The sequence below is a fragment of the Leptospira kanakyensis genome (assembly GCF_004769235.1).
Taxonomy (GTDB): domain Bacteria; phylum Spirochaetota; class Leptospiria; order Leptospirales; family Leptospiraceae; genus Leptospira_A; species Leptospira_A kanakyensis.
On record NZ_RQFG01000005.1, the window covers coordinates 1,130,384 to 1,152,979 of the forward strand.

The 22,596-nt window shown below is 37.9% G+C and carries 23 protein-coding genes; 17 read left to right on the forward strand and 6 right to left on the reverse strand.

Features of this window, described 5'->3' with window-relative positions; translation table 11 throughout:
• Nucleotides 1–20 precede the first annotated feature (20 nt).
• From EHQ16_RS05970 to EHQ16_RS05995, 6 genes are read left to right on the forward strand one after another with little or no spacing between them, the layout of a single operon-like run.
• Complete coding sequence (locus tag EHQ16_RS05970; protein ID WP_135634722.1) at nt 21–1,229, forward strand: argininosuccinate synthase; 1,209 nt, start codon at nt 21–23, stop codon at nt 1,227–1,229.
• Between the two features lies 1 nt (nt 1,230).
• Nucleotides 1,231–1,713, forward strand: a complete 483-nt coding sequence (coaD, locus tag EHQ16_RS05975) for a pantetheine-phosphate adenylyltransferase (RefSeq protein WP_135601801.1) — start codon at nt 1,231–1,233, stop codon at nt 1,711–1,713.
• A gap of 18 nt (nt 1,714–1,731) precedes the next feature.
• The gene (locus EHQ16_RS05980; RefSeq protein WP_135634720.1) at nt 1,732–3,840 is read left to right on the forward strand and encodes a cation:proton antiporter domain-containing protein; all 2,109 of its coding nucleotides are present in this window, start codon (nt 1,732–1,734) and stop codon (nt 3,838–3,840) included.
• 42 nt (nt 3,841–3,882) lie between these two features.
• Nucleotides 3,883–4,296, forward strand: coding sequence for a nucleoside-diphosphate kinase (locus EHQ16_RS05985; protein WP_100788832.1), 414 nt, complete (start codon nt 3,883–3,885; stop codon nt 4,294–4,296).
• 51 nt (nt 4,297–4,347) lie between these two features.
• Nucleotides 4,348–5,271 carry a polyprenyl synthetase family protein gene (locus EHQ16_RS05990; protein WP_135634718.1) on the forward strand — a complete coding sequence of 308 codons (924 nt, stop codon included), beginning with the start codon at nt 4,348–4,350 and terminating at the stop codon, nt 5,269–5,271.
• Nucleotides 5,252–6,028 carry a TlyA family RNA methyltransferase gene (locus EHQ16_RS05995; protein WP_135634716.1) on the forward strand — a complete coding sequence of 259 codons (777 nt, stop codon included), beginning with the start codon at nt 5,252–5,254 and terminating at the stop codon, nt 6,026–6,028. Before EHQ16_RS05990 ends, EHQ16_RS05995 begins: the two co-directional genes overlap by 20 nt.
• A 2-nt stretch (nt 6,029–6,030) precedes the next feature.
• Here EHQ16_RS05995 and EHQ16_RS06000 read toward each other — a convergent pair whose 3' ends face one another.
• On the reverse strand, nt 6,031–6,396 hold the full coding sequence (locus EHQ16_RS06000; RefSeq protein WP_135634714.1) for a response regulator: 366 nt from the start codon (nt 6,394–6,396) through the stop codon (nt 6,031–6,033).
• 49 nt (nt 6,397–6,445) lie between these two features.
• Between EHQ16_RS06000 and EHQ16_RS06005 the strand changes: the two genes are divergently transcribed.
• Nucleotides 6,446–6,679, forward strand: coding sequence for a ferredoxin (locus EHQ16_RS06005; RefSeq protein ID WP_135634712.1), 234 nt, complete (start codon nt 6,446–6,448; stop codon nt 6,677–6,679).
• Here EHQ16_RS06005 and EHQ16_RS06010 read toward each other — a convergent pair whose 3' ends face one another.
• Nucleotides 6,680–7,480, reverse strand: a complete 801-nt coding sequence (locus tag EHQ16_RS06010) for an alpha/beta fold hydrolase (protein ID WP_244241952.1) — start codon at nt 7,478–7,480, stop codon at nt 6,680–6,682.
• Between the two features lie 70 nt (nt 7,481–7,550).
• On the opposite strand from EHQ16_RS06010, the gene EHQ16_RS06015 reads away from it, so the two are divergent.
• Genes EHQ16_RS06015 through EHQ16_RS06030 form a run of 4 tightly spaced genes read left to right on the forward strand, consistent with a single transcriptional unit; the run spans nt 7,551 to nt 12,556 of the window.
• Complete coding sequence (locus EHQ16_RS06015; protein ID WP_135634708.1) at nt 7,551–9,341, forward strand: ATP-binding protein; 1,791 nt, start codon at nt 7,551–7,553, stop codon at nt 9,339–9,341.
• The gene (locus tag EHQ16_RS06020) at nt 9,334–10,845 is read left to right on the forward strand and encodes a hybrid sensor histidine kinase/response regulator (protein ID WP_135634706.1); all 1,512 of its coding nucleotides are present in this window, start codon (nt 9,334–9,336) and stop codon (nt 10,843–10,845) included. Before EHQ16_RS06015 ends, EHQ16_RS06020 begins: the two co-directional genes overlap by 8 nt.
• Nucleotides 10,846–10,853: 8 nt before the next feature.
• Nucleotides 10,854–11,837 carry an aminoglycoside phosphotransferase family protein gene (locus tag EHQ16_RS06025; protein WP_135634704.1) on the forward strand — a complete coding sequence of 328 codons (984 nt, stop codon included), beginning with the start codon at nt 10,854–10,856 and terminating at the stop codon, nt 11,835–11,837.
• Nucleotides 11,834–12,556 carry a nucleotidyltransferase family protein gene (locus EHQ16_RS06030; RefSeq protein WP_135634702.1) on the forward strand — a complete coding sequence of 241 codons (723 nt, stop codon included), beginning with the start codon at nt 11,834–11,836 and terminating at the stop codon, nt 12,554–12,556. The genes EHQ16_RS06025 and EHQ16_RS06030 overlap by 4 nt, the downstream gene beginning before the upstream one ends.
• Here EHQ16_RS06030 and EHQ16_RS06035 read toward each other — a convergent pair.
• Entirely contained in the window at nt 12,542–13,885 is a 1,344-nt protein-coding gene (locus tag EHQ16_RS06035) for a glucose-6-phosphate isomerase (RefSeq protein WP_135634700.1), read from the reverse strand. The genes EHQ16_RS06030 and EHQ16_RS06035 overlap by 15 nt on opposite strands.
• A 44-nt stretch (nt 13,886–13,929) precedes the next feature.
• Here EHQ16_RS06035 and galK point away from each other — a divergent pair, with 44 nt between their 5' ends.
• Nucleotides 13,930–15,099 (forward strand): galactokinase, encoded by a 1,170-nt coding sequence (gene galK, locus EHQ16_RS06040; protein ID WP_135634698.1) that lies wholly within the window; start codon nt 13,930–13,932, stop codon nt 15,097–15,099.
• Complete coding sequence (locus EHQ16_RS06045; RefSeq protein ID WP_135634696.1) at nt 15,096–15,488, forward strand: STAS domain-containing protein; 393 nt, start codon at nt 15,096–15,098, stop codon at nt 15,486–15,488. Before galK ends, EHQ16_RS06045 begins: the two co-directional genes overlap by 4 nt.
• Here EHQ16_RS06045 and mtnP read toward each other — a convergent pair.
• Nucleotides 15,485–16,348 carry an S-methyl-5'-thioadenosine phosphorylase gene (mtnP, locus tag EHQ16_RS06050; RefSeq protein WP_135587835.1) on the reverse strand — a complete coding sequence of 288 codons (864 nt, stop codon included), beginning with the start codon at nt 16,346–16,348 and terminating at the stop codon, nt 15,485–15,487. The two genes, EHQ16_RS06045 and mtnP, sit on opposite strands and share 4 nt — an antisense overlap.
• A gap of 92 nt (nt 16,349–16,440) precedes the next feature.
• Here mtnP and EHQ16_RS06055 point away from each other — a divergent pair, with 92 nt between their 5' ends.
• The 3 genes from EHQ16_RS06055 to EHQ16_RS06065 are packed head-to-tail and all read left to right on the forward strand — an operon-like array spanning nt 16,441 to nt 19,959.
• Nucleotides 16,441–17,874 carry a DUF4139 domain-containing protein gene (locus EHQ16_RS06055; protein ID WP_135634694.1) on the forward strand — a complete coding sequence of 478 codons (1,434 nt, stop codon included), beginning with the start codon at nt 16,441–16,443 and terminating at the stop codon, nt 17,872–17,874.
• Nucleotides 17,874–19,460, forward strand: a complete 1,587-nt coding sequence (locus EHQ16_RS06060) for a phytoene desaturase family protein (protein WP_135634692.1) — start codon at nt 17,874–17,876, stop codon at nt 19,458–19,460. Before EHQ16_RS06055 ends, EHQ16_RS06060 begins: the two co-directional genes overlap by 1 nt.
• A 37-nt stretch (nt 19,461–19,497) precedes the next feature.
• Nucleotides 19,498–19,959: a MarR family winged helix-turn-helix transcriptional regulator gene (locus EHQ16_RS06065; protein WP_135634690.1), complete on the forward strand. Its 462-nt coding sequence runs from the start codon at nt 19,498–19,500 to the stop codon at nt 19,957–19,959.
• A 1-nt stretch (nt 19,960) separates the two neighbouring features.
• Here EHQ16_RS06065 and EHQ16_RS06070 read toward each other — a convergent pair whose 3' ends face one another.
• Nucleotides 19,961–21,229 carry a formylglycine-generating enzyme family protein gene (locus EHQ16_RS06070; RefSeq protein WP_135634688.1) on the reverse strand — a complete coding sequence of 423 codons (1,269 nt, stop codon included), beginning with the start codon at nt 21,227–21,229 and terminating at the stop codon, nt 19,961–19,963.
• A gap of 94 nt (nt 21,230–21,323) precedes the next feature.
• On the opposite strand from EHQ16_RS06070, the gene EHQ16_RS06075 reads away from it, so the two are divergent.
• Nucleotides 21,324–21,935, forward strand: a complete 612-nt coding sequence (locus EHQ16_RS06075) for a hypothetical protein (RefSeq protein ID WP_135634686.1) — start codon at nt 21,324–21,326, stop codon at nt 21,933–21,935.
• Nucleotides 21,936–21,938: 3 nt separating this feature from the next.
• Here EHQ16_RS06075 and EHQ16_RS06080 read toward each other — a convergent pair whose 3' ends face one another.
• Nucleotides 21,939–22,586: a hypothetical protein gene (locus EHQ16_RS06080; protein WP_135634685.1), complete on the reverse strand. Its 648-nt coding sequence runs from the start codon at nt 22,584–22,586 to the stop codon at nt 21,939–21,941.
• Between the last annotated feature and the right edge of the window lie 10 nt (nt 22,587–22,596).

Sequence of the window (22,596 nt, forward strand, 5' to 3'; positions counted from 1 at the left end):
TTTTATTTTGACCTTATTCTATGAAAGAGAAACCTGCTCCCAAAAAAATCGTTCTCGCTTACTCCGGAGGACTCGATACTTCCGTCATCCTGGCTTGGTTGAAAGATACCTACGGTTGTGAAGTCATTGCTTTTTGCGCTGATGTTGGTCAAAAAGAAGAACTTACCGGTCTAGAAGAAAAAGGAAAAAATACCGGAGCCTCAAAAGTGTACATCCAAGACTTACGTTTGGAATTTGCACGAGACTTTATTTTCCCTGCAATTCGCGGAAATGCTATTTATGAAATGCGTTACTTACTCGGGACTTCTCTTGCACGTCCTCTCATTGCCAAAGCGATGGCAGAAGTTGCTACGAAAGAAGGTGCAGATGCTTTCTCTCATGGAGCCACAGGAAAAGGAAACGACCAAGTTCGTTTTGAATTAACCTTCAAAGCACTTTCGCCTAACTTACAAATCATTGCTCCTTGGAGAACCTGGGACTTTGGTGGACGAGAAGAACTAATTGAATACGCAAAGAAAAAAGGAATCCCTGTTCCTGTAACAGCCGCTAAGCCATACAGCATGGACAGAAATTTAATGCACCTTTCTTTTGAAGGTGGAATTTTAGAAGATCCATTCAATGAACCGAAGGAAGATATGTTTATCTTAACTGTATCTCCTGAAAAAGCTCCTGACAAACCAACCTATTTGGAATTGGATTTCGAAAATGGTGATTGCGTTGCCATCGATGGAAAAAAATTAAATCCACTCGAAGTGATGGAAACACTTAACGATCTAGGTGGAAAAAATGGAGTGGGCCGAGTTGATATCGTAGAGAACCGACTTGTAGGAATCAAATCTCGCGGAGTGTATGAAACTCCTGGTGGAACCATCCTTCATATCGCACACCGCGATTTAGAATCCATCACACTTGATCGTGATACCCAACACAAAAAAGATGAACTCTCGCAAGAGTTTGCTCGTTATATTTACAATGGCCAATGGTATTCCAACCAAATGAATGCTTTGCGTGCTTATATGGATTACACACAAAAGTATGTCAATGGAACTGTACGAATCAAATTGTACAAAGGAAGTTGCACTGTTGTAGGACGTAAATCCAACAAATCTCTTTACAATGCAGGACTATCTACATTTGAAAAAGAAGAATTGTACAACCAATATGACGCTGAAGGTTTTATCAACCTTTACGGACTGCCAATGAAAGAATGGGCAAGGGTTAACAAATAAGATGAAAAATATCGCCGTATATCCAGGTTCTTTTGATCCGTTCACCAACGGTCATCTCGACATCATACGGCGAGCCCATCCGTTATTCGAAGAGATCATCATTGCGGTGGCCATTAACTCGAAAAAAACCTCCCTTTTTTCTTCTGAAGAACGTGTAGAAATGATCGGAAAGGTTTTTAAAGGTTGGGACAAAATCAAAATTGATACCTTTGAAGGTCTTACTGTCGATTATTGCAAAGAAAAAAATTCACGGGTCATTTTACGTGGGCTTCGCGCGGTGACAGATTTTGACTACGAATATGCGATTTCTCTTATGAATAAAAAATTAGCACCAGAAATCGAAACTTATTTTTTGATGGCGGACAATGAATACTCTTTTGTGTCATCAACCATCGTCAAAGAAGTAGCAAGACATGGAAGAGCTGTATCCAATCAAGTTCCAGACATTGTGGGCGAAGCCCTTACCAAAAAATTCTCCGTTTAAGGAGGAATTGAGGATTCTATGAAAACGCGTTCTTCTTTTTTTTATGGATTCACCATACTACTGTTTGGTTCTCTCGGCTATTATCTTTTACAAGTCGGGAGTTTACTCGAAGTCACAAAAAATATTATCCCTATCACCAACGAAAATTTGGATGCTGAAAACATTTTCAATCGGTTTCACCACCCATTAGCACTTCTTTTCCTTCAAATCATCATTGTCTGTGGTGCCGCTAGATTTGTAGGATATGTTTTTTCTAGAAAACTCAAACAACCTTCCGTCATGGGAGAGATAGTCGCCGGAATTTTACTTGGGCCATCACTTCTTGGTTACTACTTCCCAGAAACCATGGGCTTTTTGTTTCCACCATCAAGCCTCCCCACTCTTGGAACCTTAAGCCAAATTGGTTTGGTTCTTTTTATGTTCATCATTGGGATGGAACTTGATATCTCCGTTCTTAAAAACAAAGCCCATTCCGCTGTTGTGATTAGCCATGCCAGTATCATCTTTCCTTTCTTTTTGGGGATGATTTTGGCTTATTATTTTTATACAGACTATGCACCTGAGAATGTAGGATTTTTATCCTTCTCACTTTTTATGGGAATTGCCATGAGTATCACTGCCTTTCCCGTACTTGCAAGGATCCTCCAAGAAAGAAATTTAACAAGGACTCCTCTTGGTGCGATGGTTCTCACTTGTGCAGCAGCCGATGACATCACTGCTTGGATCCTACTTGCGATCATTGTCACCATATCCAAAGCAGGAAATCTCAATACGGCACTTTTCACCATTGGATTGTCTTTTGCTTATATCCTAACAATGATTTATCTAGTGGCACCTTTTCTCAAACGATTGGGTTCCATCTATATCTCAAGGGAAAACTTAACAAGAACCGCAGTGGCTCTTATTTTGATGATTTTATTTTTGTCCTCTCTAGCGACAGAAGTCATCGGAATTCATGCATTATTTGGTGCCTTCCTTGCTGGTGTGATTATGCCAGCAGAAGGAAACCTCAAAAAACTCATCGCAGAAAAGATCGAAGATGTTGCGGTCATTTTATTTTTACCCATTTTCTTCGTGATCACAGGACTCCGAACAGAAATTGGACTACTAAACGGATCTCACCTTTGGATGGTATTTGGTCTCGTCATCCTTGTGGCTGTGGTGGGAAAATTTGTGGGAAGTGCCTTTGCAGCAAAAATTTCAGGATCCAATTGGGAAGATTCTCTCTCCATCGGAGCCCTTATGAACACAAGAGGACTCATGGAACTTGTGGTCCTCAATATTGGATACGATCTTGGAATTTTAAGCCCTGAGATCTTTGCCGTTTTTGTATTAATGGCTCTTGTCACTACCCTTTCCACCGGACCACTCCTAGATGGAATTCAAAAGTTTTTTTCTAAATCAGAAAAACGCGTCACAACGGAAAAACCGGTAGACAGCAAGTTACGAGTGTTAGTGGCATTTGCCCAAGAAAAAATGGGAAAAAGTTTAGTTCGATTTGCTTATTCCCTTTCCGGAAACCAAAAGAAAAATTTAGAAATCACTGCCCTTCATATTTCACCAAACGACTCTTTGTCCAACGAAGAAATTCGTCGTTACCGTGATGCCAGTTTTGAATCCATTCGCCAAACAGGCGCACAAATGGGTGTCCAGGTTCAAACAGAATACCGCATCACTGACAATGTCACTTATGAAATTGTCAATTTTGCCAAAGTCAAACATACGGACATCTTACTCATTGGTGCCGCCAAACCCCTATTTTCTCGCAGTTATACGGGAGGAAAAATCAAAGGGATCCTCAACTACTGCCCGGCAACTGTGGGGGTTCTTATCGACAATGGCCTAGAATCTGTGGAAAAAGTAGCCATCCTTTACAAAGGGGAAAAGGATCCCATCCTTGGATTTGCCCAAAAACTAACTTCCCTAAAAGGGATGAAGTCGAACAAAATTAAGGTGGAAGACCTAGTACAACCCGAAACAGATCTAAATCCCTATCCCATTGCCTTAAATAAAATCACTGGGTATTCGCTGATCCTCATTGATCTAAATGTTTGGGAAGAAATGGGATTTGAGAAAATGGATCTTCTGCCAACTTCATTTCTTTTGGTTCGTTTTTTAAGCACCTAAAGATTCGATTGCTTTTTTCGGTTTCTCCAAGCTTTTGGAGATATGGAAAGAACTTTTATCATGCTTAAACCCGATGCTGTGAAAAACAAACACATCGGTGACATCCTTCAAAGAATTGAAAAAGAAGGATTTAAAATCCTAGGAATGAAATTCCTAAAACTCAGCCTCGAAGACGCAAAACAATTTTACGCGGTTCACGCAGCTCGTCCATTTTACAATGACCTTTGCACTTATATGGCTTCTGGTCCAATCGTTGCTTGCGCTCTTGAAAGAGACAACGCAGTAACACATTGGAGAGATGTAATTGGCGCGACTGACCCGAAAGAAGCAAAAGCGGGAACAATCCGCGCACTCTTTGCAGAAAGCAAAGAAGCAAACGCAGTTCACGGTTCTGACTCTGTGGCAAACGCACTTCAAGAAATTGCGTTTTTCTTCAAAGGGTATGAACTTAACTAAGTTCGAACCAAACAAACAGCCGGTTCTTTAAAGAGAACCGGTTATTTTCCAGTGCCTACTCAGTTTTCCGATACCTTAAAAAACTCCAAACAACTCTTTGATTCTTTTTTTGAGTCCTATACAAAAGAATTGTTTCAGCCACGCACTCGCATAACAGATGCTTGTCTTTATAGCCTGAAAGCAGGGGGAAAACGAATTCGGCCTATCTTTGTTCTGAATTCCTATTTTCATCCAGACCATTTACCAACAACATTCAATACCAACGAACATCTCTCTGTTTATTTAGCAGCCCTTGCTGTCGAATGCATTCATACCTATTCTCTCATCCATGACGACTTACCTGCAATGGACGATGATGACACACGCCGGGGAATGCCCACATGCCACATCCAATTTGATGAAGCGACCGCCATCCTTGCTGGTGACACGCTTAACTCTTTGAGTTTTTATTTGTTGTCTTTATTTGAAAACATTGACTCCACTGCCATCCGCGACTCCATCCAAATCCTCCACAAAGGGGCCGGAATGAATGGGATGATCCTGGGACAAATGGAAGACATCGAAGAAGAAAAAAATCCCAGCGTCACGGATAAGGAATCGAAACTTTCTTCCATCCATACAAAAAAGACCGGAGCTCTGATTGAAGCCTCCTTCCTTCTGGGAAACCGATTACGTTCGGATTGGTTAGAAAGAGAGTCCGTGATTTCCAGTTATGCGAAAGAAATTGGGTTATTATTTCAAATTACCGATGATATTTTAGATGTGGAAGGAAACCTGGCGGACCTTGGAAAAACACCGGGAAAAGATGCCAAAGCCGGCAAATTAACCTATCCTAGTCTATATGGGATGGAAACTGCCAAAAGGTTACGAGACGAATCCGTATCCAAAGCCATTTCCTTGGTTACAAACTTTCCTTCCTTAAACAATGAATTCTTTTTAGGATTACCTAAATACATTGCCGAAAGAAAAAATTAGACTGGATGAATATCTCGTTCGCGAAGGTTATGCGATCGATTTAAAATATGCACAATCATTAATCCTCTCTGGGTCTGTTCTTGTGAATGATATTGTCATTTCCAAAGTAGGAACATCCCTATCTACAAAAGATATTGTTCGCACCAAAGAAAAAATCAAAACCTATGTTTCCCGGGGTGCGTATAAACTTCTCGGTGCTTTTGATTCGTTTCCAAAGACCAATGTCCAAAACAAAACCTGTATCGATTTAGGTTCTTCCACAGGAGGATTCTGCCAGGTCCTTTTGGAAAAAGGTGCTTCAAGAGTCATCGCTGTAGATGTTGGTTATGGCCAGTTAGCACAAAAGATTGCAAACGATCCAAAAGTGACTGTATTTGACCGCACCCATTTAAAAGACCTAACGATTTCCCAATTAGAACCATTAACAGAGGAAACTTGGATCACGATGGATTTAAGTTTTATTTCACTTGTTCCGGTTTTCACTTCTCTTGTTTCTCTTTTCCAATCAAATCCCAAAGTGATTTGGCAAGGGATTTCCTTATTCAAACCTCAGTTTGAAGTCCACCCATCCAAATTAGAAAAAGGGGTGTTGAAAGATTCGCATCATATTGGTTATACGATACGAAACATTTGGCGCAAAATTAAAAATTTGGATTCTAGACTTAAATTTTTAGGTCTCGCAGAATCTCCTATCCAAGGTGCGGATGGAAATCGGGAATTTTTGATTCGATGGGAATGGAAGGATTTAGTAAAATAATTTTAAGCCGTAAAATCTGACACAGCTTCTTTCAATTGGTCTGTGGTGAAAGGTTTCATCAAATAGGCATAAGATGGATTTTGATTGATTCGGTGTTTTGCGGTCTCATCCAAAAACCCAGTGAGAAACAAAACAGGGACAGAGAATTGTTCTCTTAACGATTCGGCTGTTTCAATTCCGTCCAAAGATCCTTCCAAATTGATATCCATTAGAATCAAATCCGGAACTTTTTCCGAAACTATTTGGAAGGCCTCATCCCCTGAAGGTACAACAGCAATTACATGAAAACCGAAAGATTCGATTTTCTGTTTGATATTGAGTCCGAGGAAGGGTTCATCCTCGACGATGAGGATGTTCTTTTTCGTCATATATGCTTTATTTTATAAGGGGGGGTCTGTTAAAAAGTAAAAATACTCTATGGCAGATAAAAGTAGCAAACAACCCGAGAATGTCCCAGGGAAATACTATGTCGACCAGACCTGCGTTCCCTGTAATGACTGCATTAAGGAAGCCCCTAACCTGTTACAGTATAGTGACGACGAAAGCCATATTTTCTTCAAAAACCAACCAACAACCCCCACAGAGGAAAAACAGGCAAAAGCAGCTATGGCTATGTGCCCAGTGGATGCCATCGGTGACGATGGTGAATAATTAAGTATTATAGAATATTCGGATATTTTCAGCAACAATGTCTGGTTTTTCTAGATGGATTGCATGTCTAACTTTGGGTATCCATACAAGTTTGCTTTTTTTAATATAAGATTTTATTTTTTTCATCATAAATGGTGGTGTGATCTCATCTTCCGCACCTGCTAAAATTAAAGTAGGGATTTGAATCCCCTTCATTTTTGAGTCAAAAAAAATTTCATTTTCTCGCCTTAAAGTATTTTCTTGCAAGAATTCATTGGGTTTTTCATTCCAAATAGTAACAAGGGTATGGCGAAATAAATACCCAGGTTCAGGAAATTCTTCTCCATAAAGATAACGAAGTAGTAATACCACTTGTTTTTCTGTTTTTGGAAATAAAATCTTACGCATCCTTTCACGTTCAGGATGTGGAATCCCACCAGGGGCAAGTAGGATGAGTTTTTGGACTCTTTTAGCATAATCTTTTAAAACTAAATGTTGGGAGGTGAGGCCGCCCATCGAATGACCAACTAAGCAAATTTCTTCCAACTCCAATTTTTCGAAACACTCGAGAAGTAAATCCGCCCAAACATCAATTTGATAAAGGTATTTAACCAGCGGGAGTTTGCTATTTCCATATCCTGGTAAATCAAATACATATAGTGGATATCCATCATCTAACAATTCTTTTACGACACGTCGAAATCCGAAACTTTCATCAAGTAAACCATGAAAAAAAACTATGGGTTTTTTGGATCCATTTCCAAATTTCCAGTAGAAAATTTTATGTCCACCCATGGGAACGAAACAGGGTTTTCCGCCCATATTTTTCATTGATTTACGTCTCTGGGACTGATAATTTCGAAATAAGCTTCGGTAAAAATATTTTATCATAATGTTAAATTCAAAAATTGAAAGACTATCGCAGCTACTTTCCCATTCCCAGAAAGGATTGGTTTTCGTCGATCTTAAATCCAAAGAAGTTCTTTATGTTGATGAAAACACAAAAGAACGATTGGAACTTAAGAATCAAAAAACTTTGGAAATCCAAAATCTTTTTTATGACTATGATCTTTTAATTTCAGAAATCCACACACACCCTCAATCAAAAAGTGATTACAAGTGGTTCTTAAAAAATGAAAATTTAGAAAAGATTGCTGTTTCTGTTCATTTTTCCTCATTAACTGAGTTTTTTGATTCTAACACAGAAATATATTCCATAACCATTAACTGGAACCATGAGTATGCTACAGAAAATTCTGAGATCATCGACCATTTAGAAATTCCTTTTCTCCAAGCTGACTTAAACGGAAATATCATTTATGCAAATTCACGTTTGATTCATTTTTTTCTATTATCTCCTGATAAAATTCAATCTTATAATGCTTTCGATATACTTTCATTGTCTGAAAGTTTTAAAAATGAAATATTGAAACATAATGTAAAACGGATGATTGAATTCCAACCTCAACAAGGAAAGTTGGTAAGTTTCCAATTACAAAGTTTCATTACAAGAGTTCAAGATAAACCGAATGGAATCACAATCCTTCTCCTGGATCTTTCTGAATTACAAAACGCAGAAAAAATTCTAAAATATGGTGAAGATAAATTAAGAACTTTTTTTGCAACGATGAACAATGGTTTTGTGATCATAAATCAAGATGCAAAAATTTTAGAAATTGCTCCTATTTTTAAATTTTTACTTTTTCAAGTATTTGCCTTCGAAGTTGGCGAAGACATTTTCCATTTTTTTGATGAAAAAATGAAACAAAAACTGATGGAAGTTTTGGATTCGGCAATTGAAAGTCAAAGTGTCCAAACAACAGAATTCGAGTATTTGCTTCTTGGTGAAGAACGAACATTTGAGATTCGCTTTATTCCAGTTAGACGATATGATCCGAACGATAAAAAGATTATGTTGGTATTCTCAGATATTACTGAGGCAAAAAAGTTGGATCGCCAACTCATTGAATCAATGAAATTTGCCAGTATTGGGGAAATTGCCGCTGGTCTTGCGCATGAAATCAATAACCCGCTCCAAAGTGCACTTTTGTATTTAGATGATTTGATTACCGTTGATGAAACAGATCCTAATGAACGTAGGAATATTTTAAAAAAAATTGAGTCAGCAAATTTACGGATTCGCGATTTAGTAAAAGCTTTACTTGATTTAGGAAGGATGGAAAGTCCTAATCGTGATTTTGTTTCTCCTTATTATATTTTAGTTCGTACCAGTGAACTTGTTGAAGTGAGTTGTCGGAAAAAAAACATTAGTTTTACTAGGCATGCCGGCCCCAATTTACCGGGAATTTTTGTTCGATGGCAAGAAATTGAACAAGTATTAATCAATTGTGTGGTAAACTCCATCAATGCACTTTCAGAAATGGATAAGATAAGGCAATTTCCAAAAATTGAATTGGGTATTGATTTAGTAAAAAATCAAAAAAAAGAGTGGGTTGTATTTTCTGTAGAAGACAATGGACCTGGAATCGATGACGACACATTGGAAAAAGTTTTTTTACCTTTATTTACAACCAGAAGGAATAAACAAGGAACAGGGCTCGGACTTTCGATTTCAAAAAAGATCATCGCTGAACATGGTGGAGAAATCTATATTAAAACAAAGGAAGGAACAGGAACAAAGGTAGAAATTTACCTTCCTGCCCATACAGACGATAATGGATAAAATTTTAATTATAGATGATGAAGAAGACATTCGAATTGCCCTAAAAAGAGTTCTCTCACGTGAAGGGTACCAAATTGAACTTTCGGAATCTGCTGCAGAGGCAATTCAAAGAATATCCGCAGGGGAAACCTTCTCCGTTGTAATTTCCGATATTTTGATGTCGGGAATGTCAGGTATTGATTTTACCAAGTTCATTGCAGAAAAACAAATTAACTTACCTGTAATTTTAATTACCGGAAACCCAAATTTATCAAGTGCCGAATCAGCTATTCGTTACCATGCCTTTGAATATATTTCAAAACCTGTAGATAAAACTCAGATTTTATCGGTTGTTAAACGAGCAATAGAAGTCAAAAACCAAAAAGATTCCGATTTGGAAAAATTAATGTTATCGGAAAAATTAGAAAAGGCACTTCGGACTCAAAATTTAGATTTAAACAGACAGAATGCTGCCATTCTAAATGCTACTTCTGATGCAGTGATTACCATTGATTCCAAATTAACTGTTGTTTCAGCAAACAAATCTAGTTTTGATATGTTTCGCTTTCTCACACCTTTGGATTTAATTGGCCAATCAGTTAAAATTTTGTTCACTGAAAACAAAATGCAAAAATATATGAGTCAAGTTTCGAAAGTACTCAGCGAGGAAGTTAACAAATCAACACTTCAGCTATCGGATGTTACGTTGCTTCGTTCAGATTACACTACTTTTTTAGCAGATATTGCCATTTGTTCTTATAATTTAGATGGTGATCGATATTACACAGGTGTGATTCGTGATGTAACACAAAAAAAACAAATGGTAGAACAACTCATTCATTCTGAACGAAGAGCGTTTTTATCTGTTGTTGCAGCAAGTATTGGGCACGAAATTAATAACTCTTTAACAGCCATCCAAGGATTTGTAGAAATGGCTTCAAGAGAAAATGCTGACATTATGTTAAAAGATAGAGCTTTAAAAGTAACTCTAAACCAAACAGAAAAATTAAGAGCACTTACATCAAATTTATTACAACTTGGAAAATCTTTAAAATCAAATAACGAAAAATCAAAAGTCCTAGACTTAAACAAAGAAATTACATCAGTACTTCAGGTATTTAAAGAAACGGCAAAATTAAAATACTGTCATATCAAAAGAGAAGAATCAGAAAATGAAATTCCCATTCGTATGAATTCTGACCAATTTGCATTACTGCTTTCGAACATCTTACTCAATGCCGCTGATGCTACCAATAACATTGGAACCATTGAAATAATATCCTATTTAGATACAAAAAATGCCCACCTAATCATTACCGATGATGGGGAAGGAATGTCGACTGAAACATTAGATAAAATTTATGAGCCATACTTTACAACCAAGGAACTAGGTAAAGGAACCGGACTTGGAATGTTTGTGGTCAAACAAATCGTAGATAATTTTGAAATTCAGTTAGAAATAGAATCAACTACGGGCAAAGGATCTAAATTTCATTTTATTTTTCCAAAGGTTTCAGAAAGATAGTGACTTAAGTGTATCCAGGACTCAACAATTCTCAATTAGATTTTATTTTTTCTCGTAACGGAAAAAACTGCCAAATAAAACCATTACAAGAAGAAGCATCCACAAGACGTTACTTTCGCCTAACACTACCGAACAATTCAGAAGAAGTAGTCTGTGTTGATGAAAACGTAAATGAAGATTTTATCGTTATTTCCGATTTTCTGAATACAAATAAAATTCGAGTTCCAAGAGTATTGGACATAAAAAGAGAATTTGGGCTGACCTTTATGAGTTTCGAAGGGTTGGATGATTTTAGTACTTACAAACTAAATGATTATAAAAACAAATTTCCTATCCTTATCGATTTAATTCTAAAACTACAATCTCTCGACCCACCACCTCTAGTAAAAAATAGAAAATTTGATACAGAAAAACTAAGTTTTGAAACCAATCTAACCTTAGAAAAATTTGAAGGTTTTAGAAAGGAATTTAATATCAAAACGGAAATTTCTAATGAAGCAAAGGCTTTTATAGAGGAAACCGTTGGTTATTTAAACAAATACCCAATTAATGTTTTTACTCACAGAGATTTTCACTGCCGAAATCTACTCATTTCACCTAATTCAGATTATGCACTGATTGATTTTCAGGATGCAAGGATGGGTGTTCCCCAGTATGATCTAACATCTATTTTGTACGATGCATATTATCCTCTTCCGAGAGACTTTCGGATTTTAATGTTAAAGTCCTTCCAAGAAAGAAACATAGACCAATCAAAAAAATTTAAAGATACATTTTACCTCCAGGCGCTCCAACGTTCCTTTAAAGCACTGGGAACATATTTCCGAATGGTTACAGATCACAAAAAGGAAAAGTTCAAACCATCAATTATTTCTTGTTTGAACCAGTTGGAAGAAATCATTCAATTAGGAATGTTTGCAGATTCCTTATATATTTTTGTTCGAAGTTTACGAGAGGAACTAAGTCGCCATAAGGACTTCAAAAATCTATGAACGCATTTGTTTTGGCAGCTGGGTTTGGAAAACGGATGGGATCTCTTACGGAAAACTGTCCAAAACCTCTATTAAAAATTCAAGGGATCACTCTTTTAGATTACAGTTTATATTTGCTGAATGAATGGAAAATTTCTAATGTATGGATCAACACACACTACTTAGGCGAAAAAATTAAATCGCATCTTCAAAATTTTACAAAGTTTCCAATTCATGTAATAGAGGAAAAAACTGAAATATTAGGTACGGCTGGTGGAATTCGAACAGGATTACCAAAGGATTCATTAAATGAATCTATCTTACTCATCAATCCTGATACTTTGTTTTTTCCCAATCCAGATTTTTCACCAAATGATAGTTTATCGGATGGAATCAAAATTCATCTATATCTATTACCATCTCCGCCAAATCAAAACTATACACAAATTAATATTGGAGAAAATGGAAGTTTAGAATTTGGGAAAGGAGCTTATTATTATATTGGGCTTGCCATTTTAAATCCCAATTGCCTCATCCATTTGGAAAAAAACAAATACTACGATCTTTCTGATATCTTTAAAGAATGTGCGGCTCGCGGCGAAATTACCGGAGAGGTATTCTCCGGTACTGTTTTGGATTTAGGGACAAAAGAACTTTGGGATTCCTATATTCAAAAAGATATTTTTGGGAAGGAAATTACGAAAATTTTAAGTTTTGTCAATTCTTCAAAGATGACTTAAGATTTCCTCTTTTCGTTTTTCATATCCTTTTTTTCCAAGAAGTGCAAACATATTGTTTTTATAATCTTCAACACCCGGTTGGTCAAAAGGATTTACACCTAACATATAACCAGAAATTCCACAGGCAAATTCAAAAAAATACAATAGACCACCGATGGTTTCTTCATTCAAGACAGGTAAGGAGATTTCCAAACAAGGAACACCACCATCTTTATGTGCAATGAGAGTTCCGAGCATTGCACTTTGGTTTACATCCGAAAGTTTTTTCCCAGCTAAATAATTGAGTCCATCACGATCATCCGATTTTTCCGTTAAATAAACATCTTGTTTCGGAGATTCCACCTTGATGGTTGTTTCCATAAGAACACGTTCTCCATCTTGGATGTATTGTCCCATGGAATGTAAATCTGTGGTAAATTGGACGGAAGCAGGAAATATTCCTTTTCCAGTTTTTCCTTCACTCTCACCAAACAACTGTTTCCACCATTCTGATACAAAAGACAAGGCAGGAGTATAACTTACAAAAATTTCTATTTTTTTACCTTGAGAGTATAATGAATTTCGTATGGCCGCATATAAGGCAGCAATATTTCCTTCCGATGCCGATTTGGATTTTAATTCGGCTTCCATTTGTTTAGCACCATCAATGAGTTTGTTGATACTAAATCCTGCAGCTGCAATTGGTAACAAACCTACTGCCGTGAAAACAGAATAACGACCACCCACATCGTCAGGAATTACGAAACTTGGAAAACCGTATTCATCAGCCAGTTGTTTGAGAGCACCTTTTGTTTTATCGGTAGTAGCAAAAACTCGATTTTTAACATTTTCTTTTCCATACTTTCTTTCTAATAAAGAGAGTAACAGACGAAAGGCGATAGCAGGTTCTGTTGTTGTACCTGATTTAGAAATCACATTCACAGAAAATTCTTTGTTTTCTAAGAATGCAAGTAAGCGCGAATGATAATCTGCATCTAAATGATGGCCTGCATAAATAATTTTTACTGATTTTTTATGGGATTCATGACCACCAAATTCAGGCGTTAACGCTTCGATAACGGCACGAGCTCCCAAATAACTTCCACCGATCCCGACAACAACCAAATATTGGGAATGTGCTTGAATGGTTTCTGCAGCAAGTCTCAGTTTTTGTAATTCTACGGAACTCGTTTGGCCAGGTAAATCCACCCAACCTAAATATTCATTTCCAAGTCCCGTTTTTTGAATGAGAGTTTGTCGGGCTTTTTCGGCGTTTCCTAATTCTTTCTGAAGCAAAGTTTCAGGAAGAAATGATTTCACAAAACGATCCGAAATTTTTAGGTTCGACATAGCACCTGTCCCAAAATAAAGTATGGCATCGAAAGGAAGATGAAGTGGATTCTTTAATAAGTAAAGAAAATTTGAATCGATTTGAATCAATATTTGGAAAAACAACACAACCAATACGTTTGTTCCAAGCACCAGCTAGAATTAATATAATTGGAGAACATGTAGATTATTTAGGGGGAACCGTACTTCCTGCTGCGATCAATTTCGCAGTGCAAGTATACCTTCGCCCCAACAATACTTCAAACTACAAATTACACTCAGTCACTTACAATCAAACGGTAGAGTTTCAAAAACCACTCCTTCCCAATCCAAAGGCAGCGTGGGCTGACTATATCGCTGGTGTGATTGTTGAAATTGAGAAAAAAGGCCATTTGGTTCCTGGATTTGATTTTCTTGTGGATGGAAATATCCCCCAAGGATCAGGTCTTTCTTCCTCAGCAGCTTTGGAAGTCGTAACAGCATTTGCCATCAAAGAAACTTTTTCCTTTCCTATTTCCCGCGAAGAAGTGGCAGTCATTGGACAAAAGGCCGAAAATCTTTTTGTTGGAACCAAATGTGGGATCATGGATCAATTCATTATTTCCGTTGGCAAAGCAAATGATTGTATTTCCTTAAATACTGATACACTAAATTACTCATACCACCATTTTGATTTAGGGAACTACGAATTCTACTTAATCAACTCCAATGTAAAACATAGTTTAAAGGATAGCGCTTACAACAAACGAAGGTCGGAATGTGAATCCGCTTTGTTAAAAATACAAACAAAGTATCCAAATTTTACGCAACTTTATGAAGTCAATTTATCAGAAGAAGAATTAAATCACTGTCACCTAACAAGCGAAGAATCAAAAAGAACGAAACATGTTACTTCTGAACGAGAAAGAACTAAAATAGTCATCACTGGTTTGGAATCAGGGAATTTTATCGAAGTAGGATCTGCCCTTTTTCATACTCATTGGTCTTTGTCAAAAGATTTCGAAGTGTCTTGCCCCGAAACTGATTTCATTGTTGATTCTTTACAGAACCTGGGTGTCACTGGTGCGAGAATGATCGGTGGTGGGTTCGGAGGATGCGTACTCGTACTAGATAAGAAGGATCATTTTTCTAAAATCGAAGAAGTTTTAAAAAAAAGTTATCAACAAAAATTTAACCTTGCGTTAGACTTCTACAAGTTTCAAATTTCGGATGGGGTAAAGGAAATTTATATATGATCGAAAACTGGAGTGATTACACAGTTGAAAGTGGAGACTTTAAAATGGAAGTCCTCCATCAGAAATTTGTGCCCCTCGCAGAAACTGCAGTTTACTTTGAATTGTCTGGGGAAATCAACCTCTACAACTCACAAGTGATGAAAGAGAATTTGGAAATCCTTATCTCCAAAGGGATCTCTCATATTTTTCTAAACTTTGAACAAGTTAGTTATATCGATAGCTCTGGACTCGGTGTTTGTTTAGGAATTCATTCCAGACTGATGAAACAACACGGTTACATTCGTATCATTTCTCCCTCTGAAAAAGTAAGGTATGTTTTGGAATTAACGAAACTAAAAAGCCTGCTCCAAATTTTTCCCACCTTGGAACAGGCTGTTCAGGCAAATTAGAAATAAGTAGGAAAAAGGAATTTTAATTTTTCAATTTGTTCTGGATTCCTTTTTTCTGGTGAAGTCACTAAAGAAAACTTTGTACTGCCCACAAGACTTGTATCATCCGACTTTCCTAAAAGATCAATCAGCGCCGAAAGTAATTTCTTAGCTGTTTCCGCATTTTTGCTCAGATTACCCAAAACCATTTCCAAGGTGACATGGGCTTCATCTTCTTTCCAACAATCATAGTCAGTAGACATACAAACCATTTGGTAAAGAATCTCTGCTTCTCTTGCTAGTTTTGCTTCTGGAAGGACAGTCATGTTGATGATGTCAGCTCCCCAAGATCTGTACATATGGGATTCTGCTCTTGTAGAAAATAATGGCCCTTCCATACAAATCAAAGTTTTGTTAGAATGAATCGGTAGGCCGATTTGTTTTGCAGCTTCTTCCACTTTTTTACCAAGACCTGGTGAAAACGGATCAGCAAAAGGAGCATGAGCCACCATTCCGTTTTCGAAAAATGTAGATGGTCGCGCTTTTGTACGATCAATGATTTGTGAAGGAATCACAAAATCTCTAGGAGCAATTTCTTGGCGTAAACTTCCCACAGAACTAAAAGCTATAATTTCTTCTACGCCTAACTGTTTTAATGCGGCTATGTTCGCTCGTGCCGGAACTTCGCTAGGATTTAATGAATGTCCCTTTCCGTGTCTTGGTAAAAACGCAATTTCTTTACCCTTAAAACGACCAATAGTGATCGTGTCCGATGGTTTGCCCCAAGGTGTATCTGGATGGATTTCTTTGATAATTTCCATTCCATCAATTGAATATAGGCCAGTTCCACCAATGACCCCGATTTTCACTACATTTGCCATACGAATCCTCTTAAAGTGCAGTTTCCCCCCAACGTTTTTGGTTGCATTCGTTTTTTACATTCGAAGACTGTAGAATGCTCATGGGAGAATACATGAAATCCAAAATATTACCCTTAACCACTCTAACACTTATGATTTTTACAGCAGCCATTACCTCTGATTCCGCATTTGATATGTCCACACAGTCTGACCGCAAATCAGTCAGTGTTACCATTTACAATGGGGGGATCGGTCTTGTTCGAGAAACTCGAACTTTAAATCTTGCGAAGGGAATTCGGACTTTGCGTTTTGAAGATGTTCCTTCTCAAATCATCCCTCAAACCGTAAGGGTCAAAGGAGAAGATCCTAAAAAACTTACAGTATTTGAACAGAACTACGAATACGATTTAATTTCCCCTGAACGCCTTATGGACAAATACATTGGAAAAGAAGTCACTCTTTACAATGAAACCAAAGAGAAAACCACTTCCGTCAAAGCAACGTTAATCTCGAATAACGGAAACCCTGTGTATAAAATTGGAGATGAAATTTCTCTTGGTTACAATGGCCGGGTAACTGTTCCGACCATCCCTGAAAATCTTTATGCGAAACCTACTCTGGTTTGGAAACTAAAGAACGATGTGGAAAAAGAACAAACTTTAGAAGTTTCTTACCAAACCCATGGCCTTGGATGGTCTGCTGACTATATCCTTGTTTTGGATAAAGAAGAAGAACTTTGTGGGTTGAATTCTTGGGTTACTTTGAATAACAACTCTGGTGCTGAGTTTAAAAATGCAATCTTACAACTTGTGGCAGGAAAGGTAAATTTAATCTCCAACCAAGCCAACACTTATGCGAACCAACCTCGCTCCGTTAAAAAGACAATGATGAAAGAATATTCTGAATCCGCAGATGCTCCAGAATTCAATCAAGAGAATTTGTCAGAATACTATTTATATACATTGGACCAACCAACCAATATCGGTTACAACCAAACCAAACAAGTCCAACTTTTCCAATCAGAAGGAATCGAAATCAAAAAGTATTTTGTTTTTGAAAACCTACCTATGTATGAGGGAAATGAAAAGAATTTCAATAACGCAACCATCAAGTACATCTTCAAAAATGCGAAGAAAAACAATTTAGGTCGCCCGCTCCCACTAGGAACCATTCGCGTTTTTAAAGCAGATTCTAAAGGACGCCAACAACTTCTGGGAGAAGATACGATTGACCACACTCCTGAAAACGAAGAAGTAAAAATTAAAACGGGCCAAGCCTTTGATGTAGTTGCCAATGGCAAACGACTTTCAAACGAAGTGTTCAAACTTTCCCGTGGAGATAAATCAACTTACTCTGCAGAAATTCGAAACCGAAAAAAAGAAGCAATCGAAGTTAGGTTCTATGTTAGCCTTTGGGGTGATTGGAATATCACTAAATCCTCTCATAAATTCACAAAAGAATCCTCAACGAAGGCTTATACAGATGTTCCTCTAAAAGCCAATGAAACCGTAACTGTGGAATATACTGTAGAAACAAAATACCAATAATGGAAAACAAATATGACGTAATCATTATCGGTTCTGGTATAGGTGGCCTCGCGGTCGCCTCTATCCTTTCCCAAGTAGCCAAAAAGAAAGTGCTAGTTTTAGAACGTCATTTTAAGTTAGGTGGATTCACCCACACCTTCAAACGACTTGGAAAGTTTGAATGGGATGTGGGGATCCATTATATCGGAGACTTAGCGGAAGGTTCAATGTTACGAACTCTTTTTGATTCTATCACCAGAAAAGGTGTGAAGTGGAACAAAATGGAAGAACCTTTTGAAGTTTTCGATTACCCTGAATTTAGTTTTCCTGTTTATGGAGAAAAAGAAAAATTTGTTTCGGACTTAAAACTCAAATTTCCTTTAGAATCCGAAGCCATTGATAGATACTTTCAAGATGTAGAAACCTTCACCCAATGGTTTGGAAGGCATTTTACACTCAAAGCTTTGCCCGCCGTATTTGAAAAGGCAGCAAAGTTTTTAAACTTAAACCATATTCCCACACCTTATATCACTACCAAAGAATATATGGACACTCATATTCAGGATGAGAATTTAAGAGCACTTCTTTGTTCGCAGTGGGGTGATTATGGTCTTCCTCCTGCCACATCTTCTTTCGCCATCCATTCCATGATTGTTACCCATTACTTTAATGGCGGTTATTTTCCTATTGGTGGTTCTTCCAAAATAGTAGATTCGATTGAACCCATCGTAGAAGAAAACGGTGGGAGTTTGAAAATCCTTCACACAGTCAAAGAAATCCTTCTCGAAGGAGACAAGGCAGTTGGTGTGAAAGTAGAAGTTCAAAAAGGAAAAACTTTTTCTGAAGAGAAATTTTATGCTGATGTGATTGTTTCCGATGCCGGAGCCTACACAACGTATAACAAATTATTACCGAAAGAACATTCCTCTGCTTTCCAAAAACCTTTGGAAACTCTCAGCACACAAGGAACCACTTCTATCACACTTTATATTGGATTTAAGGAATCTCCGACAAAACTCGGATTCCACGGCGAAAATCATTGGATCTTTCCTTATACAAATCATGACGCTAGTTATGCGAAAAGAAATGATCTGGCAGAAGGGAAACCTCCGATGATGTATTTATCTTTCCCTTCCCTAAAGAATCCGGAAGCAGAAGACCACACCGCCGAAGCCATCAGTTTTGCTGATTATTCTCTGTTTGCCAAATGGAAGGATGAACCTTGGAAAAAACGAGGGGAAGACTATACAAAACTCAAAGAAAGGATCACTGAAGGGATGTTAGAATTCTTAGAGAAACGATTTCCTGGATTTCGGGACTTAATCGAATTCACTGAGCTCTCCACCCCCATCACTACGGAATTTTTTACCGGTCATAAAGAAGGTTCTATCTATGGACTTTCCTGTACACCGGAGCGCTTTCAGCAAGAATGGTTAGGTGTGAGGACAACGATCAAAAATCTTTACCTAACAGGAGCGGATGCCTGCTCTCCTGGAGTGGCTGGTGCTCTTATGGGCGGAATTGCAGCCTCCTCTGTGGTTTTAGGGTTTACTGGAACACTTCGGCTCATGAAAGAACTTTTCCAAAAGAGCCAAGAAACCGGTTGACAATTGGTTTAAGATTTGATAGTTTGATATTAAATTAATGGGAACAAAATTCAAAGGATCCAAAAAAGAAGTACAGGCGCTGGATGCGTTCATCAAATTGAAACGCGCGGCCGAGTCTCTGTCTTCCCGATTGATTTCTGAGTTCACTAAATGGAGCATCTCAGAAAGTCAATTTGGGGTACTCGAGACTTTGTACCATTTAGGCCCTCTTTGTCAAAAAGACCTTGGGGATAAAATTCTCAAAAGTACAGGAAACATCACTCTTGTCATCGACAACCTAGAAAAACGAAGTCTTGTAGAACGTGTTCGCAGTGTGGAAGACAGGCGATTTATTTCTGTCCACCTAACGACTGAGGGAAAAAAACTCATTGAACAAATTTTCCCTGATCATGTTAAACGAATCACATCCGAATTCGCAGTATTGTCACCTGAGGAACAAGAAGTCCTTGGTAAGATCTGCAAAAAACTCGGTAAAAAAACAGACGCTCTCTGTAAGTAATTTAATCTCGGTAGTCCATCACCAATCGAAATCCCGCTCGCCTATCTTCGGATAGGTTAGGAATCCCACCATAAGATCTAGCACTGGCTGTAGAATTTTTCGCAGAGTCTGAATAAGAACCTCCACGAACTACTTTGTAAATTTTCCCAAAAGAAAAGTTTTTGATATGATGCCCTGGATACAATTGGTAATCACTGGAAGTCCATTCGGAAGCATTCCCACACATTCCAATCGCCCCATAGGGACTTGCCCCTTCCGTGGATAATTCTAATACCGATTGGGCTTTGCCGATTTTTGATTCCCTTGTATTACAATACAAAGAGTCGTATTCATCCCCAAAAGGATATTTGGTAGCAATGATTTGGTAACCCAAAGTTTCATCCCTGTTGGTAAATTCGATGACACCGGGTCCACGGGCTGCTTTTTCCCATTCCCATTCGGTAGGAATTCGTTTTCCCACCCAACTCGCATAACGTTCTACTTCACGGTAGGTGAGATGAACAACTGGAAAATCCCCTTCCCCTGCGGGATATTTTCCCCCAATCCAATGAGGAGGACTTTGGGTATTCGTTTGTTTTAGAAAATAAGCATATTCAGCATTTGTGACTTCATACTTATCAATATAAAAGGAAGGGATTTCTTTTAGGTTGGAAGGTTTTGGTTCTAAATAATAAGGATTAAAACTATCACTAGAAGGATCCGTACCTTGGCCGTATAAAAAAAGACCTCTGGTAACAAGAACCATTTCCTTTCTATCTTTGGGATGAAAAACTGTTTTTCTCGGAGGGGTAAACCTTCCTTTAAAAAAGGCATCGGGTTCTGTAAAAAAATCTTCTTCGATATAACTGGAAATATAAGCATCCGTAGTGATTTCTTTCATTTTGGAATCTAAATCTGGTTTATAATCACCTACTAATACCACTTCGATGAATTGATTCTTTTGATTGATGTTTTTTTCTTCCCAGACCGTATCTCGAACCAAAAGAACCCCTTGTTTGAGATTCGTGAGTTTTTGATACACGGGAAATTCCTTTGTTTCTACAAATAAGGACTTAATTTCATTTAAAGAGAGTTTAGAGATTCGTTGGTTGCGATAAATGCGAACTTTGATCCAAAGTCTATTTTTATAAACACCGACAACTTCGCCTTTCCAGAGTTGGACTTTCTTTTTAGTCGATGCAAAGGGTGATTCTTCCGAAGTTTCCTCTTGCGAAACAAGGGGTGCCATGTTTATCCCCAAAACGAATAGAATCAATAGTAGTTTTTTCATACTGTCTTTTATCATCATCGGCGTATTTTGCAGAAACCTTTTGATTGAAATTTCCTGAGCTTGTATACAATCTGTGGGAAAGGGAAATGCCAGATTGATTGAGTTTCAATACAAACGAGAGAAGGAAAATATCCTCATTTCCCTCAAAACGGATTCTACCCAAATTGGTACCTTCCACAGAATCGCTACGATCATTTATGCTCTCAAAATGGACATCCTCTCAGGTGAACTCAGCACAGTCATAGAACAAGGTCGCGAATTTACAATCGATTCGTTTATTTTACAGGCAGATGGCGGGGACACAACCCAGGCCGCATTCAAACTAGGGATGATGATGGATTCCCTATTTTCCAAAAATACTAAGTTTGAAGAGATTTTGGAGAAATTGCAGATCCAAGAACCAGCCATAGCTACATTCTTTCGTGAAACTCCAGAATTTATATTTAGTGATCTTCCTGAAAGGAACGAAACTTGTTTGTATTTGGAAAGTAGTGCCGGGCGGGGTTTGTTGTATTATGTATCTCGCATTTTAATGCAAAACCAAATTAACATTCGTACTGCGACCATCGAAACGGACTTCGAAACAGGCCGGGCCAAAGATAGTTTTTATTTAACAGATGCATCGGGGAAGATGTTTGCTTCTTCTGACCTTGCGTACAAAATCAGAAGAGAAATTCTAGCCCCGATCCAATCGAACTCTCGTTAGAGATTAGTTTTTACAAAGAACTTTAAGAGAAGTAGCTTTGTCCACTTTTGGAGCTTTTCCGTTAGAAAAACGGTAAGCCAAACCTAACTTTTTGTCCACTTCTGTTTTGGTCCAATATTTCTCTTCGCTAGATTTGATCTCTTTTGGAGCCGTAGCTGCAAATTTTACGAGATCATCTTTGGAAGGAACCACTCCACCTACTGATTTACAATAAGCTGCAGCTTCTGTCCATTTTTTAGAAGCCACTTTGTCCACGAGAAATCCAGCAGTAGATTCTTCCGCAGGTGCAGGAGTTTCTTCTACTTTTTTCTCAGGTTCTGCAGCCACAGGTTTAGTTTGTGCATCAGCAGGAGCAGATGTTACAGCTACAGGAGCCTTTGTTTTGAAGTATTTCACGTATCCTAAATAACCGATCGCAAGCACTCCGGCGAGAACCAAAAATAGATACACTCCATTTCCGGATTCTTTTGATTGGGATGATCCTTCGGAATGAGATACCGGGGATTGAAGGGAAACTTGCGCGGACTCATCGTTTCTGAAAAGTGATGCACTTTCGTTTCTTGTAGATTGTTTCTTAACCGTATTTGTTTTCTTAGCCGCTTTTTTAACAGCCTTCTTCTTAGCGGCAGATGATGATTTTTTCGTTGCCATAATGATAATC